The organism is Colwellia sp. (assembly GCF_013214175.1).
Lineage (GTDB): Bacteria > Pseudomonadota > Gammaproteobacteria > Enterobacterales > Alteromonadaceae > Colwellia.
The window spans coordinates 459,862-477,456 of sequence record NZ_JABSPA010000003.1; the positions used below are offsets into that span (position 1 = coordinate 459,862).

Annotated in this window: 17 protein-coding genes; 11 read left to right on the forward strand and 6 right to left on the reverse strand. The window is 39.2% G+C overall.

Features of this window, described 5'->3' with window-relative positions; translation table 11 throughout:
• Positions 1–137 precede the first annotated feature (137 nt).
• Complete coding sequence (locus tag HRT55_RS10415) at positions 138–1,337, reverse strand: serine hydrolase (protein ID WP_291621017.1); 1,200 nt, start codon at positions 1,335–1,337, stop codon at positions 138–140.
• Positions 1,338–1,501: 164 nt separating this feature from the next.
• Between HRT55_RS10415 and HRT55_RS10420 the strand changes: the two genes are divergently transcribed.
• On the forward strand, positions 1,502–1,864 hold the full coding sequence (locus HRT55_RS10420) for a DUF2750 domain-containing protein (protein ID WP_291621019.1): 363 nt from the start codon (positions 1,502–1,504) through the stop codon (positions 1,862–1,864).
• Between the two features lie 107 nt (positions 1,865–1,971).
• Here the strand turns inward: HRT55_RS10420 and HRT55_RS10425 are convergent, their stop codons facing one another.
• Together HRT55_RS10425 and HRT55_RS10430 are read right to left on the reverse strand one after the other, a co-directional pair.
• Complete coding sequence (locus HRT55_RS10425; RefSeq protein WP_291621021.1) at positions 1,972–3,075, reverse strand: YHYH protein; 1,104 nt, start codon at positions 3,073–3,075, stop codon at positions 1,972–1,974.
• Between the two features lie 367 nt (positions 3,076–3,442).
• Positions 3,443–3,784, reverse strand: coding sequence for a GIY-YIG nuclease family protein (locus HRT55_RS10430; protein WP_291621023.1), 342 nt, complete (start codon positions 3,782–3,784; stop codon positions 3,443–3,445).
• A 310-nt stretch (positions 3,785–4,094) separates the two neighbouring features.
• On the opposite strand from HRT55_RS10430, the gene HRT55_RS10435 reads away from it, so the two are divergent.
• The 4 genes from HRT55_RS10435 (at position 4,095) to HRT55_RS10450 (ending at position 8,959) form a co-directional block, all read left to right on the forward strand.
• Positions 4,095–4,643, forward strand: a complete 549-nt coding sequence (locus HRT55_RS10435; RefSeq protein ID WP_291621024.1) for a type II secretion system protein — start codon at positions 4,095–4,097, stop codon at positions 4,641–4,643.
• Between the two features lie 101 nt (positions 4,644–4,744).
• Positions 4,745–5,707, forward strand: a complete 963-nt coding sequence (locus HRT55_RS10440; RefSeq protein ID WP_291621026.1) for an ABC transporter substrate-binding protein — start codon at positions 4,745–4,747, stop codon at positions 5,705–5,707.
• Positions 5,708–5,849: 142 nt separating this feature from the next.
• Entirely contained in the window at positions 5,850–7,436 is a 1,587-nt protein-coding gene (locus tag HRT55_RS10445) for a glutamate synthase-related protein (RefSeq protein WP_291621028.1), read from the forward strand.
• Positions 7,437–7,606: 170 nt separating this feature from the next.
• A complete protein-coding gene (locus tag HRT55_RS10450) occupies positions 7,607–8,959 on the forward strand; it encodes a DEAD/DEAH box helicase (protein ID WP_291621030.1) in 1,353 nt (450 codons plus the stop codon).
• 145 nt (positions 8,960–9,104) lie between these two features.
• On the opposite strand, the gene HRT55_RS10455 is transcribed toward HRT55_RS10450, so the two are convergent.
• Complete coding sequence (locus HRT55_RS10455) at positions 9,105–9,941, reverse strand: mechanosensitive ion channel domain-containing protein (RefSeq protein WP_291621033.1); 837 nt, start codon at positions 9,939–9,941, stop codon at positions 9,105–9,107.
• Positions 9,942–10,208: 267 nt separating this feature from the next.
• Here HRT55_RS10455 and HRT55_RS10460 point away from each other — a divergent pair, with 267 nt between their 5' ends.
• Together HRT55_RS10460 and HRT55_RS10465 are read left to right on the forward strand one after the other, a co-directional pair.
• Positions 10,209–10,673, forward strand: coding sequence for a DUF1456 family protein (locus HRT55_RS10460; protein ID WP_291613913.1), 465 nt, complete (start codon positions 10,209–10,211; stop codon positions 10,671–10,673).
• A gap of 311 nt (positions 10,674–10,984) precedes the next feature.
• Positions 10,985–11,158 (forward strand): DUF3545 family protein, encoded by a 174-nt coding sequence (locus tag HRT55_RS10465; RefSeq protein WP_291621035.1) that lies wholly within the window; start codon positions 10,985–10,987, stop codon positions 11,156–11,158.
• 130 nt (positions 11,159–11,288) lie between these two features.
• Here the strand turns inward: HRT55_RS10465 and HRT55_RS10470 are convergent, their stop codons facing one another.
• A complete protein-coding gene (locus HRT55_RS10470) occupies positions 11,289–12,830 on the reverse strand; it encodes a diguanylate cyclase (RefSeq protein ID WP_291621037.1) in 1,542 nt (513 codons plus the stop codon).
• Between the two features lie 333 nt (positions 12,831–13,163).
• Here HRT55_RS10470 and HRT55_RS10475 point away from each other — a divergent pair, with 333 nt between their 5' ends.
• From HRT55_RS10475 to HRT55_RS10490, 4 genes are all read left to right on the forward strand, one after another.
• On the forward strand, positions 13,164–14,228 hold the full coding sequence (locus HRT55_RS10475) for a MipA/OmpV family protein (RefSeq protein ID WP_291621039.1): 1,065 nt from the start codon (positions 13,164–13,166) through the stop codon (positions 14,226–14,228).
• Between the two features lie 12 nt (positions 14,229–14,240).
• Complete coding sequence (locus HRT55_RS10480) at positions 14,241–14,672, forward strand: DUF3019 domain-containing protein (RefSeq protein WP_291621041.1); 432 nt, start codon at positions 14,241–14,243, stop codon at positions 14,670–14,672.
• A gap of 114 nt (positions 14,673–14,786) precedes the next feature.
• Positions 14,787–15,527 carry a response regulator gene (locus tag HRT55_RS10485; RefSeq protein ID WP_291613925.1) on the forward strand — a complete coding sequence of 247 codons (741 nt, stop codon included), beginning with the start codon at positions 14,787–14,789 and terminating at the stop codon, positions 15,525–15,527.
• A gap of 46 nt (positions 15,528–15,573) precedes the next feature.
• Positions 15,574–16,884 carry an ATP-binding protein gene (locus tag HRT55_RS10490; RefSeq protein ID WP_291621043.1) on the forward strand — a complete coding sequence of 437 codons (1,311 nt, stop codon included), beginning with the start codon at positions 15,574–15,576 and terminating at the stop codon, positions 16,882–16,884.
• Between the two features lie 144 nt (positions 16,885–17,028).
• Here the strand turns inward: HRT55_RS10490 and HRT55_RS10495 are convergent, their stop codons facing one another.
• A complete protein-coding gene (locus tag HRT55_RS10495; protein ID WP_291621046.1) occupies positions 17,029–17,445 on the reverse strand; it encodes a hypothetical protein in 417 nt (138 codons plus the stop codon).
• Positions 17,446–17,595 lie beyond the last annotated feature (150 nt).

Consider the following 17,595-nt stretch of genomic DNA (forward strand, 5'->3'; position numbering starts at 1 on the left):
GTTTATTATCTTTTAAAAGGCAGATGTTAACAGAGTGAGTCGTTATTTTACTATTCTGTATAATAACTTAGTGTACTTGGCTTGTTTAAGTGCTGTTTAAATGATTTTTTGAGTAAATGATCAAATAGTTATTGAACCTAACTTTTAGTGCGCTTGGTTAAAGGCCTACTAAATAAACCTTCTACTTGTGACCAAAACTGGCTTGATACTTTACTGATGACGTTTGACTCAGCATTGATGAGTATGGCAAAGCCTAAGTCTAGATCAGGTGAGTAACCTATTTCAGCACGAAACCCTGCGACCCAACCTGAATGATAAATTATTTTTCGGTTTTTAAATTGGTAAATTCGCCAGCCATAACCGTAATGCGCATCGGTTAAATATTTACGCCAATAGCGTCGGCGTAGATCTTTTTGAGTTCTTATCCTCGGCGTGGTTACTTCTGTTAACAGTGCAGGAGTTAATACCTCAGGCTTATGCCCTAAATTGGCAATTAACCATTTCGCTAAGTCGCTAATACTGGCATTAACACCAGCGGCAGGGGCTACCTTATAATAATCATCTTCAACTTTTACCGTGCGCCAGACATATTTTCTAATGTCGCGACCTTGTGAATCCTTTTTTCCGGTCTTGACTCTTTTTCGCAGAATATGCGGCTTGGCAGTGTTTACCTGCTCTTTATAGACATCAATACCAACCGAGGCGTTGGTCATATTAAGTGGGGTAAATACCTTGTCTTGTAATAAAGTGGCATAGCTTTTATCTTGGCTAGCTTCAATGGCAGGTTGTAACATACCGTAGGCTATATTTTGGTAACCATAGCATTTCTGTGGCTGACAAATTGGCGTTATGCGGTCAAATCTGCCGATAATTTTGTCCATATCCCAGTTTTCATGCAGCAGATTATCAAAGGCGTTTGGCATTAAGCCAGTTGAATGACTTAACAGGTGTTTGAGTTGTATTTTTTGTGCTGCGCCATCAGTGGCTAAAACAAAGTTAGGTACATATTTGGTAATAGGGTCTGAGAGGCTTAATTTTTTTTCCTGCGCAAGCATAGTGGTAATGGTTGCCGCGAAGGTTTTAGATACCGAGGCTAAACGAAAAACAGTGTTGTTATCAACAGGGTGAGATTTAGCTTTATCGGTATAACCAAAGTTTTCTAGGGCAACAATTTTATTGTTTTGCACAATGGCATAAGCGCCACCGGGAATACTATAGTGCTTTAATTGCTTAGCGAAAATATCGGAAAATTGCTTGTTAAACTGACTAATATTATTGGCGGATGTCAGCGAAGAGAAAAAAACTGCCAATAAGATGCTGATTACTCGAGAAAACATAACAGGGTCTCAGTTTGAAATGGTCGCTAATTCTATAGATTAAATGAGTAAATAAAAAGCCTTTAATTTTATCACTAAGCTTAGTGAGGTCAGCACAATAACATGACCAATGACGGCAACTCCGTTATAATCAGCGTATTCAGATAATTACCAGTAATGAGCTTATGAGCGATAACAATGAAACTTTAGCAGTCTTTTTGGCTGAAACTAAACCGACACAAGTACTTTGGGCACTACAAGACAAAACCAGTGAAGACTGGGTAGTGCTTGATTCGCCTAGTTTTGAAAACACTGATGTGATGCCACTTTGGTCAAGTAGCGCCTTAGCCCAACAACATTGTATTGATGAATGGCAAGACTATGTGCCTTGTGAAATTAGCTTGGCCGATTGGTTTGAATTTTGGTTAGAAGACTTAAATGAAGATGGCGTTATTGTTGGTATTAACTGGCAAGGTAACGATGAGTGTGTCGAGATGGAATTAAGTGACTTTACCCAAGCCCTTGCTGCAGTAGAGTCATTAAAATAACTAAGCTTGTCTAAATGAAATAACCAATATAAATAAGATAAGTAAAATAAAAAGCATCGACAGTAATAACCTTACTGTCGATGCTTTTTTGTTTTTATTGCCTAGTCTCAATGACCATGTAGTCGATTGACTATGGCATTACCCGTTTTAACGAGACTAGTATTTGGCGTGCCTTTAAAGCAGGCCATTACCCAGGGGTAGGTATTTGTTACATAATAGCCATATAGGCCATCAACAGTTTTACCATTACATTCATCTAAGTCACCTAAACCAGCAACGTATTCATAATCGCCCCTGAATTGGCCATCATAATTATCACTATTAATTAAGCCAACACCTGCTTTTGGGGTTTGATAACCGCTAATTGCAACCCTTGCGCCTGATTTTAATCGATAACTAGACAGTGCTTTATTAGCGATACCATTTTCTTCAAAACAACTGCCATAAATAGGGAAACCATCAGCGGCAAAGCCAATAACAGGTGACGCGAGGGTTAATATACCGCAGTCTTGTTCAAATAGTGCCATAGGATTCGCGTGGTAATGATAGGTACCATCGGGTTGGGTATGGGCGTTATGCTCATCGGTGCCAAAACCGTTATGGGGCGACATAGCATCATAACGCCACGGATGATCAATCTGCTCCATACCGCAACCTATGCGCTCTTGCCCTAAGGGTTCATTGCCTGTGTCATAACAAGCTGCTGGTAAAATATCTAACAAAACACCATTTAGCATTATACCGTTGGTGGTTTGTAGTGATAGCTCAGTATTATTGGAGGCAATAGTGGCAGAGCTAGTTACGCGGTAGCTGCCTTGTTGCTCAGCAACATTGGTGGCAAAAGCGGCACTAGTGTCATTAAAGTTGTGATTGGGGATTTCATTGACGGTAAAAATACATTCATTACCACTTTGTGTTATTACCACCGAGCCATTGAAATCCACAGCTCGTTGAATATCGACCACACTAGATTGATATTCACCAATGTAACTGACACAGGAGCCACTCCTACTCGTTAATAAAACATTGGTTATATCCGTAGCGCTGGTGTTTATCGTTGGGGTTGTAGGAGTCGTTAATGTCCCTGGAGTCTGCTGATTGGCATCCTCAATTAAGTTTACTTCTGACTCTGAGTCACCACAGGCAGTTAACGCAGACGTTAACAAGCTAATTAGAAGTAGCGGGGACGTTTTTTCTGAAAGCTTTGCCATTGATAAATCCTTTTTATTTAGGTCTTTACACCATAGGCTAATTTTCTTACTTGATAAATAACTTTACACATTTACCTGGCGTTACTAGCGAGCCTTTCATGCTGTAATTTGAAATCACTATTTATCGCTGCATTTAATAATAACAGCGTGAATGTTTAAGGCGGCCGGTATAAGTAAATAAAAATTGATTGCTGTTTTATTGCTTCAACAGTTATTGAAGGCAGTAATTAATCGTTGAAGTGGGGATTACTGCTGGTGTTTTAATCAATAAATGTATGCTGTTAGTCGATACTTAGTAAAGCTGTTTGATTCAGTTAGAGTTTAGCTAAGGTTAGTTAATGTTGGCTGGAATTTAGCGAAGCAGGAGCTAAAGTGCAGTTAAACTGGGTATTTTTAAAGTCTCTCTTCTAAGTAATTTTGCCGCAACATCAGCAGGAACTTGGTAAAATTCTTTAGTATATTCTTGTGCGTGCAAATAGGCTTTTATTTGCTTTTTTACTTTACACGGGTTGCTGCATTGTAATGAAAAAGCCACGCTATATTCACCAATGGTTTTTGCGGATAACGATTTAGCATACTCTCGGGGGTCTTCAGGCGTACAGCCGATTCTAACAACATCAGAAAAAAATGAATGGCTCATCACATAAACATTTCCTAAGGGAATATCTTTAATAAATGTTGTTGATGGTGCTTGGTCAGTGTTGTGCATAAATTTAATATATATCCAATTATATTGAGCTTAGTCCATGTTTACTTTGCTTAGTGTACCGTAATTTTACCAAAAGGTTAAACCTACACTTTAAGTTGTCTATTAATTCAAAACCTTGAGATAGCTCAATATTGTTAAATATAAATATTAAAATTTATTGAAAATACTAGGACTTAATTAGATTCACGGGACTATTTATCCACTTAGCTGCCTGCACTTTAGCTCAATAAGATCAACAGACAAGACTAGGGTTATGCTTTGTACTATATATCGTATACAATGCGCGAAAGTTGTAGGTTTTGGTGTAAGTATGCGTTCAAAAGGTTTCACGTTAATTGAATTAGTGACAGTGATTGTTATTCTTGGTGTTTTGTCAGTGACCGCTTTACCGCGTTTTATTAATCTAACTCAAGATGCCCATGATAGTGTGGCCCATGCCACCTTTGCTTCTTTTGAAAGTGCCGTAGATCTATACCATAGTTGTTGGCTAGCTCAATCATCGCCAGGTTATGTTAAAGATCTAAAGTGTTTTGGCGCAGGTGATATAGATTCTACTGTCACTGGCTTCCCCTTAGGTGAAAATACCGCAGACGGCACACTGCTGACAGCAAGTTTTTGCGCTGAGCTTTGGCAGGGGTTGCTCGAGCAAGACTTTCAAATCGCAGGACATTCGGATGATGCTTTCGGTGGCGAAATCGATATAGTTTACTGGTATTATGGTGGAGTAGTAACTGCGCCTGATACCTATTGTTATTTCAATTATATTGCTGATAATCCAGCTAAAGGCCAAGAAAATTGGCAAATGCTCTATTACCCTGGTACGGGAGAAGTTACTGTAACTAAAGCAACGCTAGGTTAGTTCTTACTTATGTTCTGTCTGTTTTGGTTCTCCATATTGTTCTCATTTTTAAACTCACCGCTATACTTATAAAACAGTTATTCGTTATAAGGCACCTACAAGTGCGTGTTTTGCTATTAATTTTACTCATCTTTACCTCTACTAAGTTATATTCATCAGCGGATGAACCGATAGTTTTGCCAGTAAATCACTGGGCTAGCCAGAAATTACTCATCAAGATTGTCGGTAATAAAATTGAGCAATTAGGCTATAAAGTAGATTATTTACCAATGAACTCCACGCTTGAACTGGGTGCTTTAAGAAAAGGATTCATTCATTTCCAAGTAGAGCTTTGGCAAAGCCATGATGATGGTCCATTTATGAAGGCTGTTAGTAAAGGTTATGTTGAAGATATGGGCTTACATCGCGCAATTGGTAGAGAAGATTGGTGGTATCCATCTTATGTGAAAGAATTATGTCCGGGATTGCCTAAATGGCAAGCATTAAAGAAGTGTTCAGCTATTTTTAGCCGACAGGGCAGTGGCTCAAAAGGAGTATATTTTACCGGGCCGTGGAATTATCGAGATGCGGAGCTTATCAGGGCACTAGAGTTGAACTTTACCATTGAGCGTTTAGACAATGCGCAACAACTTTGGCAAGAATTACGTGCAGCTGAGAAAAATATTAAACCAATAATTTTACTTAATTGGCAGCCTAACTGGGTTGATGTTCGCATCAAAGGAGACTTTGTTGAGTTTCCTGATTTTGAAAAATCCTGTGAGCAAGATCCTTCATGGGGGGTCAACAAAGAGATGACTTTTGATTGTGGTAACCCCAAGGTAACTCTTATCAAAAAAGCAGCTTGGCCGGGGCTTAAAAATCGTTGGCCTTGTGTTTATCAATTGCTAAAAAAAGTTAATTTAACCACTGAAATGATTGCCGAAGCTTCGGCGTTAAATAGCGTAGATAAAAATAATGAGCAGCAAGCGATAACAGCATGGCTGGCTAAGTTTAGCGATCAAAGCCAAGACTGGTTAAGTTTTACTTGTCCTAAAAATGTGCTCGGTAATCCCCCCTTATCTTAGCTCTATTTTCTCCACTGCCTGTGTTTAAGGCTATTTATGTCTATATTTACCTATATGTTTTTTAATTATTTAGACTAAGTTTTTGATACTTAGTTTATTTATCTCAGTTAACGTATTTATAGCTAGTAAATGAGGGCATCCCATGGCAAAAGCAATAATTGCTGATATTAAACCGATTAAAGTGAGTTTAGATAAAGACCAAGAGTACTACTTTTGTACCTGCGGTCGTTCACAGAGCCAGCCTTTTTGTGATGGCTCACATAAGGGCTCCGGACTTAAATCACAGCGCTTCGTTGCCGAAGAAAGTGGTGATGCTTATTTATGTCGATGTAAACAAACGGGCAATGCACCTTATTGTGATGGTAGCCATAAACAATTGACCAAAGAGCAAATAGGCAGTGAAAAAGAATCACAAGCCATTTCAATCACTAATTCAATCATTAATACGCCGATAGCAAGTGCCACAAAAGAAGAGCCAACGGTAGAGTTTATTCATCAACTGGCTAAAGAAGGTGTAGCAGGTATTGGTCAACATGGGCCAATGACCTCAATGGGCGTGCCTAGGTATCAATTACCGCACTGGGATGATTTGCAAATTATGGTAGCGCAGATGGCGCGTAAACCACTAATGGAAGATGTCAGTGTCAGCACCGAGCTGGTCATTGGGCCACAAGCTAAAAAACCGTTAAAGTTAAAAATCCCCTTGTTTGTCTCAGACATGAGTTTTGGCGCATTATCCGAAGAGGCTAAAGTTTCTTTAGCCAAAGGTGCTGAGCTTTCCGGTACGGGTATTTGCTCAGGAGAAGGCGGCATGTTGCCTGAGGAGCAAGCAGCTAATTCTCGTTATTTTTATGAACTCGCTAGTGCCAAGTTTGGTTATGATGAAAAGCTATTGAAAAATGTGCAAGCCTTTCATTTTAAAGGAGGTCAAGCTGCGAAAACAGGCACTGGCGGGCATTTACCAGCCAGTAAAAATGTTGGTAAAATTTCACAAGTTAGGGGGCTAATACCAGGTAAAGCGGCGGTGTCACCACCAACGTTTAAAGACTTAGTTAGTGTCAGTGATTTTAAAAACTTTGCCGATCATGTTAGAGCTATTACCGGCGGCATTCCCATCGGCTTTAAATTAAGTGCTAATCATATCGAGCAAGATATTCAATTTGCCTTAGATGCCAGTGCTGATTACCTTATTTTAGATGGTCGCGGTGGTGGTACCGGCTCAGCGCCAGAGATGTTTCGAGACCATATCAGTGTACCTACTATTCCAGCGCTTGCTAGAGCGAGACGGTATCTTGACAAAGTTGGCGCTAGTGGCCGAGTCACGCTCATTATTACTGGCGGACTACGTGTGCCTATGGACTTTGTGAAAGCGCTTGCTCTGGGGGCTGATGGTATAGCGATAGCCAACAGTGCTATGCAATCTATCGGCTGCGTGGCCGCAAGAATGTGTCATACCAATAATTGTCCTGCGGGCATTGCCACACAAAAAGCCGATTTACGTCAACGCTTAAACATTGAAAAATCATCCAAGCAATTGAGTAACTTCTTTGATGCATCAACGCAATTGATGCAGGTTATGGCACGCGCTTGTGGTCATCATGATTTAAATCAATTTGATCTAGATGATTTATCGACTTGGCATAGGGAAATAGCGCTACTCAGTGGTGTACACTTTTCCGGAGTACTTGCTCAAGGACAAACTTCACCGGCAGATATTTCCCCTAGGTAAATACAAAAGGCGCAGCTTACAACTAATGATCGCGTTAGCTACTAGGCTATGTGGATTGCTGTTATAATGCAGCCATTATTATGCTGTCAGCCTTTATTTATCAGTTAGCCCATTCGTTAACCCCATAAGTAGGCTGTTCAGAACAGTTTCTTTTGCTCTCGAGACACCTTATGTCCTTCTCAACACTTAAATTATCCGCGCCAATTTTAACTGCTTTAGCTGATTTAGGTTATGAAAAACCTACAGCGATTCAAAACAAAGCGATACCTCACGTTTTAGCGGGTAGAGATCTTATTGCCACCGCGCAAACCGGCACAGGTAAAACCGCTAGTTTTGTTTTACCTTTACTTGAACAGCTCAACAGCCGTTATAAAAAAGCCAATCAGAAACTTCGCGGCAAACGCATTCGTGCGCTTATCCTGGTACCTACGCGTGAACTTGCGGTACAAGTTGAAGCCAGTATTAGTCAGTATGCTAAGCACTTAGATATTAGCTCTATGGCAATGTACGGCGGTGTTGATGCGCAAGCCCAAAAGCAAAGCTTGATTTGGGGTGTAGATATTCTTGTTGCCACGCCAGGACGTTTACTCGACATGGCGCATCAAAGAGCTCTGTATTTTGATGAATTGGATATGTTGGTACTTGATGAAGCCGATAGAATGCTTGATATGGGCTTTATTGATGACATCAATAAAATTATTGAGCGCTTGCCTGAACAGCGTCAAAATCTATTGTTTTCTGCCACTATCTCAGAAGATGTTCGTGGTTTAGCAAAAAGGACTATCCATAAGCCCGTTGAAATTAGCGTTGCTGGCGATAAAGCCTCTAAACCTAAAATAAAGCAGTGGTTAGTGACCACCGATAAAACCAATAAGTCAGCATTACTGAGTCATTTAATCAGCACGCAAAACTGGCAACAAGCACTTATCTTTATCGAAACTAAACACGGCGCTGCCAAACTGGTAAGCCAATTAGAAAAACGTGGTATTGCCGCAGAAAGTATTCATAGTGGCCGAACACAAGATATTCGTGAACAAATACTTGCCGATTTTAAATCAGGAAAAATTAAGTTTCTAGTGGCAACCGGTATTGCTGCTCGAGGGCTTGATATTGGTGATCTTAGCCTAGTGGTAAATTATGATTTACCTGCGCAAGTAGATGATTATATTCACCGTATCGGTCGAACTGGTCGAGCTGGCGCGGAAGGTGAGGCGGTATCGCTCGTTTCTAAAGATAACTTTAGAGAGCTTTGTGCCATTGAAAGTCGTTTAGGCCATATTATTGAACGCAAAGAGTTTAGTGAGTTCCCCGTGAAAAAAATGGTGCCGGTATCGGTTTTAAATTTTGTGCCTAAAAATGCTAAAGCTAGAAGTAGTCAAGGAGAAGGCCGCCAATCGACAAGTAAAGGGCGCAGTGCTAAACCTCGTAGTTCGAGTTCTTTTAGCCTTAAGCCACGTAGTGCTAAATCGAGTAATGATCAGGCGAAAAAGAGCAATGTAAGAAGTCCATGGCCAGCTAAATAAAGCTATGACGTAAATTATTATAAAGCGTTAAATAAAAACCGCATTAATGTTAGTCATTAACGCGGTTTTTTATATTTATCTACTATTATTTAGGAGGAAACTCTCTCGAATAAGAAGGTAGTAATCGTTTTAGCTTTTGTTTTAGTTACGATTGAATCAAATGTACATCGCGCTGCGGGAACGGAATAGTAATACCATTTTTATCAAGGGCTTTCTTAATGCCTTCATTAACTTCAAAGTAAACATCCCAATAATGCTCAGGTAAACAGTGCGGTCGAACAACAAAATTCACCGAGCTGTCAGCCATCTCAGATAAACCGACAAAGGGAGCTGGCTCTTGCAGTACTTTGTCATTGCTAACCAGTACCGCCATTAATACAGCTTTGGTTTGATCTATATCTGCGTCATAAGAAACACCCGCGCTTAAGTCGACACGAATTTTACCTTCAACTGTGTAGTTAACCACTGAGCCATTAGAGGTTGAGCCATTAGGGATGATAATGCGTTTTGATTGTGGTGAAAGTAAAATAGTATTAAAAATTTGTACTTCTTTAACAACACCTAAGTGACCTTGAGATTCAATCAAGTCACCGACTTTGTAAGGCTTGAATATCATAATTAATACACCACCAGCAAAGTTGGCTAAGCTACCTTGTAGTGCTAAGCCAATAGCTAAACCCGCCGCACCGAGTACCGCAATAAATGAGGTTGTCGCTATACCGACCATAGAAGCAACAGAAATAAAGAGTAGTAGTTTAAGTATCCAAGAAACCAAGCTGCCCATAAAAGGGATCAAGGTTGGGTCGACTTTTGAGCGCTCCATGGAGGCTTTCACTAGTTTACTGATGCCGCTGATGATCCATAAGCCAATCAGTAAAGTAAGAATCGATAAAGCTAATTTTGGCGCATAAGCTAGGCCAAGTTCATAGGCTTTCATGGTGAGAGTTTCGAGTTGTGTGATAGAGGTATCTATTGTACTCATTGAATTTCCTTTATTAACAATGATTAAAGTCGCTGGTATTTTATACTGACTAGAAAAAAACACAATCTATGCTTTTGAAAAACAGGACGTTATTCATCATTATTTTTGTAAATTACTTTGTCGCGAGTAAAATTCATATTTGTAATCAAAGCACGCTTATCAGTGCAGAGTCAGTTATAATGTGTGCATCTTTTGAAAGTTATTTTAAATAGCTATTTATTTAACTATTCAAGCAACTCAAGAACACGACACCCTTTAGGTTTTTAAATGATTAATAATGACATCTTACGCCGCCTCAGTACTATCTTTGACTTAACGGATGAAAAAATCCGCACTATCTTTGCCTTAAGCCAATGTGAAATTAGTGAACAGCAGTTAGCAAACTATTTCAAAGAAAAAGATGATGCGGCCTACCAAGAGATACTTGATGTAGAACTTGCTAGTTTCTTAAATGGTTTGATTATTGAGAAACGAGGACCAAGTGATGGTCCGGCACGTGAAACTGAAGAGCAATTAACCAATAACATGATTTTTAATAAAATTAAAATTGCTATGTCTTTAAAAGCAGAAGAGGTGATTAGCATTCTAGAGCTAGCAGACCTTAGCTTAGGTAAATATGAGTTAAGTGCCTTTTTTAGAAACGTAAGTAATAAGCATTATAGAGATTGCTCGGATGATGTTTTATCGACTTTCTTAAAAGGCCTGAAAATTAAATCACAAGAAGCCAGTTAAGTTAATACCAATCCCACTAACTATGTGATCATTTCTACTTTCCAAAATGACCAACTACTTCGTTATTTATTTAATAATTAGAACAACTAGTTATTAAAGTAAATGCCTTGTATTTGGCAATTTTTTCTACGTATAAAGTAGATCACCTAATTAATGGAACTGGTATAACATCACGGCTGATAAATGGCCTGCAAATTAACAAACATTTGTGGGCGCCGTCACTAAAACGTCATCTTGTCTTCATATTAGTTTCATATAACTACTTTAAATTGCCACTTAAGTTAAATAAAGTTAAGTGATTGGAGAGTAATATGGACAATGGATATTGGCATGATGAGGACGTATTAGCAGAGGATGAATTAACCAGACCTGATAAAAAGGGTAGGGGTAAAACACAAAAACGTAAATGGCGTGAAATCGAAGTGATAAAAGAGCAGCGTCGTTTACGAAGAGATATTGCCGCCTTTGAGCAGTACTCGTATTAGCTGTTTTTACTGATACTCATCCTGAAGGTTTTACCTGTTTTTTTGCTTTCTAGCTGAGTACTTATCTAGATTAAACAAGGTGAGCAAGTAGACATTTAAGTGATGTATGTTAAGTCGTAGCTCATACCCATCAAGTGACCATAACCTGATTCCGTCCAGCTTCTTTTGCGGCATACATAGCCGTATCTGCAGCTTTCAATAAGTCAGGGATGGTTGTTGCGTGATTTGGGTAGGTGGCAATACCAATACTCACCGTTAGCTTTATGTTTTTATCAGACTTAGTGGTCATATTAAAATTAGCAATACTGTTGCGCAGTCGATCGGCGAGTTCTTCGGCTTTTTCAGTGATGGTTTCTGGCAGAATAATGATAAATTCCTCCCCTCCGAAACGTACAGCAAAGTCAGTTGTACGAATGGAGCGTTCAATTTCATTTGCAATGTGTTTGAGTACTTCATCCCCGACATCATGGCCATACGTATCATTAACGTCTTTGAAATGATCGATATCAAGCATGAAAATTGACATACTATGCTTATATCTGGACGCTCTTTGAATTTCTTCATTTAATTTTAAATCCATCTTATTACGGCTATAGAGCCCAGTTAAAGCGTCGTGACAGGCCAAGTATCTTAATTCATCTTCCATGCGTTTTTGTTTGCTAATGTCATGGAGTAACACTGAAACTAATAGCTCATCATTGATCGTTACTGGATTTAAGCTTATTTCAACGGGAATTTCATCACCACTTTTACCTTGCAGGCATAACTCTCTACCAGCCCCCATTGCGCGGGTATAAGGCTTACCAAGGTAATTTTCACGAAGCTTATCGTGGTTACTGAATCGTTCTGGTATTAACAATTCCACTTGATGGCCAATTAGTTCTGTTTTGGTATAGCCAGTCATGATGATCAGTCGTTCATTCACGCTCGCTATTTTCCCTTTGTTATCTACCATTATGATGCCGTCATAAGCAGACTCCATCAGGTTACGAAACATTTGTTCACTCGATATTATTGCGCTGTTAGCTCTTTCCCTTTCAGCTATGTATCGGGTGGCTTCACGCTTAATAAAGAATGCAATACAGCCAATAAATATAAGCGTCAGCAAGCCACCAGTGGAAGTGATAAAGTTGGCTATCTTGATCGCCTTACTGGCTTGTTGCTGTCGTTCTGATAATAAGTGTGTTTCTTCGAATGCCATATTATCGATAATGATGCGAATATCATCCATGATCCTCTTGCCTTGATGCGTTAAGATAAGTTTAATGGCGTCGTCTTTATAACCCCCTTTGGCAAGTTCTATGGTTTCTTTAAGTTCTTGAAGTTTTGCATTAACTAGCATGGTTAGTCGGGAAAGGTGTTGTTGCTGCCGATTATTGTCATTGGTCAAGGAACTTAGCTTATTCAGATTATGATTTATTTTGGCAACGCTAATTTTGTAGGGCTTTAGATAGGTAATCTCATCTGTAAGCAAGTAGCCTCGCTGACCTGTTTCAGCGTCTTTCAACTCTGAAATAACCGTTTCAAGCACAGATTTAACCTCATAAGTATGGACAACCCATGATCCTGTTACGATAAGCTGTTGGGTGCTGCGGTAGCTGAAAAGACTACTAATGATAATAATTAATAGGCATATTATAAAAGCCAGCGAGATCTTCCTGTTGACAGTCATTGCTTATAGCTTGCTCCCTTTGAAAGCGTTTAAAATAATAATTTAAGATTAGTCTAAAAATAGCTAAACAGCACTTTTTAGAGCTGATTCTAATTATTATAACTACCAGGCTAATTATTTAACAATGAGCCGCTAACACATAGCTAATCAGCTTACTTTTAAAGCACCCCAGTCTTAGTTACTTCTTTCACCATTCCTCTAGATGTAAGTCGATGTTATTATTACGTCAATATATGATACAAATTGATACATCGGCTTAATTTGTGTTACGTCTATTTGTTCAATGCTTAGTTAATATTACGGTTATCAAATACAGACGTTCACAGGGAATCTATGAAAAATTTAACAAAAACAACCGTAGCCAGCTTAGTTGCCACCAGTGTTCTTTTAACCTCATTTGCCGTTAGTGCTAATGAAGAGGCAAAAAAGAAAGAAGCAAGTTCAACAGCGCAAGTGAGTAGCCAAGTTTCAGTAAAAGCAGATAATCAAGCAGACGGTAAAGAAGCTACTAAAGAGCTATCGAAAGAACAAACCAAAGATCCTGAAAAAGGCAAAGCGTCAACGAAAAACACTAATGACGATGATGAATTCTCAATCTGCATTGGAGACTGTGATGATGAAAGCCATAAATCGCACAGCTGTGACGATGACGATGAAAATTGTGAAACTATTCATCGTTTTTTCCAAAACCGTCGTGATGGCTTTTACGTTGATGTCAGTGCCATAAGCAGTGTTGGTGATGATTATGCCTATGCTGCTAATGTAGATACCGAATCCGAGTTTGATGTCGCCATTAGTTACCGCGTACAGTTACTTGGTTTGTTTATGGAGTCGCCAGGTATTAGTACTCGTCGAATCCAAGGCATGTATTCAATGCCTGCTTGGGGAGTCAATTTTTACAATAGCGAAGATTACTCTTTTGACTTGTTTTACCAATACAGTACTCGCGGCATTGAAGGTTTAGAAGGTATTCAAACCCGTAACGAAGATGAACGTGCTGGGCTGAGAATGACCGGATTTTATGAAAATTCTCAGCTGCAAATGATTTATTCACCCGTTAGTCGTAATGGTGAAGGCAGTGATGGTATCGAAGCTTCTATTTCCTATAGCTATAACTTACAGTTTAGAAATACCAACTTCTACACCAACCTTGGTCTGCAATATCGTTCAAAAGAAGTAACACCTTATGGCGTGCAAACATGGGCTGAGGATAATTTATCGACCAGTGCAGGTATCAGTTATTCGGCTGAGATTGGGGTTGAGTACCCATTAACCACAGATTGGGTGATAGGCAGTTATGTTGGTTATAACGCGCTGTCTGAACGCAGCATTGCTGCTCGCCAAGATACCGTTGAAGATGGTTACCGTGCTGGCCTTTTACTAACATATGTTTTTTAGGGGGTCATGCAGATGCTCTCTATAAAAATGACCAAGCAGCTAAAACGACTGCTAATACAAATGAAAACCTCTGCTTTATTACTGATATTGTTAGCGATAAACTCGGTTGCTAACGCTACTGAGGTTCAAGCAAGTATGAAGGTAAGCCCAGAGCAATGTGTTGCTATGCGCCAAGGACAAGCCTGTTATGTTTCGGTGCAGTTAACTTGGCAAGTGGCTACTCCTGGTAATTATTGCTTATATACCTCGGGGGCTGATAAAGCACTTAACTGCTGGGTAAACACTACTCAGGGTGAATTGAAAAAATCATTTGATAGTAAGGTCAATTTAGAGTTTTCATTAAGGCGTCAAAATGACAGCTTATCTGTCGCCACCGCGGTAGTAAAAATGGCTTGGGTACATAAGAAAAAAGGTCAGCCAAGAAAATCATGGCGTATCTTTTAATCGTGGAATCACTCTCTGGAATGGCAGCTGCTATTTCAGTTGATATTTCAATTGAAATAATGACTAAGATAAGCATCAAGACAAGCATTAAAACAAAATTAGGATAAATAATAGATGGTAGCGCAAACGGGTTCGCATATTTTATTAGTGGAAGATGATATTGATCTCGCTGAGTGGATAGCGGACTATTTAACTGCCCGCGACTTTAAAGTCACCACTTGTCATCGAGGGGATGAGGCGGTTGAACTTATTGGCTCGCTCAATCCTGATATCGTGTTACTCGATGGTATGTTACCCGGTATGGATGGACTTGATGTCTGTAAAACCGTGCGAGCAACCTTTACTAACCCTATCATTATGATCACCGCGCGCGACGAAGAAATAGATGAGGTGCTCGGGCTAGAGATGGGCGCCGATGACTATATCACTAAGCCCGTTCGGGCGAGGGTATTACTTGCTCGGATCCGAGGTTTACTTCGTCGTGAGGACAAATCTCGCTCGGAAGATAAAGCTAAGCAACAGCTTGTTGATGAACTTGCCTCAAATGGTGTACTCAAATTTAATGGTTTGGTGATTAGTGAACCGGCGCGCAGCGTTATTCTTGATGGCGAATCGATAAAAGTATCCTCTAATGAGTTTGATGTCTTATGGTTTCTTGCCAACAAAGCTGGGCAAGTGGTCTCTCGTAAAGAGCTGGTCAGTCACTTTCGTGGTTTTGATTATGATGGTTTTGACCGTTCCATTGATTTACGCATCTCAAGGTTACGTAAAAAACTAAAAGATGATTCATCAGAGCCTTTTCGCATTAAAACCATTTGGGGTAAAGGCTACTTATTTGCCAATGATGTCTGGTAATTAGCGCTAGCTCACCACTTTTATAAAATCTTTAGGATTCACTTTTATGCGTAATTTAACGCTTTCTCTTCTAGCGGTAGTGCTTATAGCGACTATTGGTTTAGGTTGGATGTTTGACGGCATTTATAATCAATACCTAAATCAATATAATGAACAAGAGCAACAACAATTCAGAACAGAGCAGCAAGATGCTATCAGTGTTTTAGAGCAAGTGGGTACTCACTTGGCAGTAACGCTATCGGTACTCGATAATCGTCAAGAATTTATTGATAAATGGCCAAACGAAGGCCGCTTATTATTACGATTACAGCCTTTAGCAAACTTCCCTTTACCGCAAGCCTTACTCGACGATTTAACTGCTGGTCAACCGTTATTACTGGAAACCGATGACAGTATTTCTTTACATTTTTATCTCGCCACTACTGATGAGCTATTGGTATTAACCACACCGCCACAAAAAACCAACCAAAGTAATTCATTATTGCCCATTTTTCTTACCAGCTTGTTTTATTTGGCGGTATTGGCCTTAATGTTAGTTTGGCTTTATCCGCTGGCAAAAAGGTTAATGACTTTACGACAAACAGCCAAGTCCTTTGGCGAAGGTGATTTAAATCAACGGATAAATGTTGGCACTATTTCTTATATCCGAGATTTAGAATTAGAGTTTAACCGTATGGCACAACGTATTGATGACTTAGTAACCGATATAAAGTTACTGAGTAGTGCTGTTTCTCATGATTTACGTACACCCCTCGCTCGGATCCGCTTTGGTATTGATACCATTGCAGAAGAAGATGATCCGGTATTACGTAAAAAGTTTGAGCGAAGAATTAGTGATAATGTCGATGAAATGGTCGATTTGGTGGAAAGTTTATTGAGTTACGCCCGTTTAGATCAAACCTTAATCACGTTAAATAAAGCGCCAGTAGATTTTAAGAAACTGATCAATACTTGTATTAACAATAAAAGCCAAGATGATATCAAGTTGACTTTGCAGGTACCTCAACAGCAGGTAATGGTTGATGGCGATCTTTCCTATTTATTGGTGTTGATGAGTAATTTATTACAAAATGCTTATCAGTATTGCCACAGTCAAATTCACGTTTCTGTAGCTGAGCAGGGCAGTAATATTATTGTCACGGTTAGCGATGATGGCCAAGGTATTGCTATCGAGCAAAGAGAACAAATCCTAAAACCTTTTATTCGAGGTGAAAACAGCGAAAAAAAAGTGAAAGGTTACGGTATGGGTCTTGCCATTGTTAAACGTATTGTTGAGTGGCATCACGGTAATATTCGCATTGATAACTCAGTAAGTTTAAAAGGTGCCCAGTTTAGCGTGACCTTGCCTAAGGTCTAGAGCTATAAGCTTATAAACATAGGCAAAGCCAAGTAAAACCAAAGTCATTACTAACAAAAACCAAAAATAATCGTTAAACAATAGGCAAAAAAAAGCCACGTTAAAAACGTGGCCGAAAAAATCAATGTAAGGGATTACAAATGATTAGGAATTTGAGTAGCGTTTAACAAAATGAACTATTTGTTGGCCATTGCAAATGGTTTGGTTAATATCATCTGAGTTAACTGATTCAAGGCCATTTTTCACTGCTTGAGCACATATATTTGACTCAAAAGAATTATTTGCTGGAACAACTAATATTTCTTTTGATAAAATTTCTTTTACTTCAAAATATTTAGCAAATCTCTTAATGCTCTTACCATTACAAATCATTCGTTTTAAATCTTTTTCACCTGAAATCTTTGCATGGTCAACTGCTGCTTTGTACCCATCTTTAGCTGCGATAACACATAAGTTACTAGCGACGGTATTATCTATGGATACAAATTTCTTGTTGGCAGTTGATGCTTGCGCAGTGCTGGCAAATAATATGATTGCTAATGCTAGTAATATGTTTTTCATGTAAACCTCTATACAAATAAATGTAATTAATGTGTGTTTGGCTCCCTAAGGAATAGAGTTATTATACTAATTTAATCTCACCTGTAAAGTTTTTATGTAATTAAATTACATAATCGTTCTTTTGTTACTTGTTTTTGAGGTGCTTTGTTT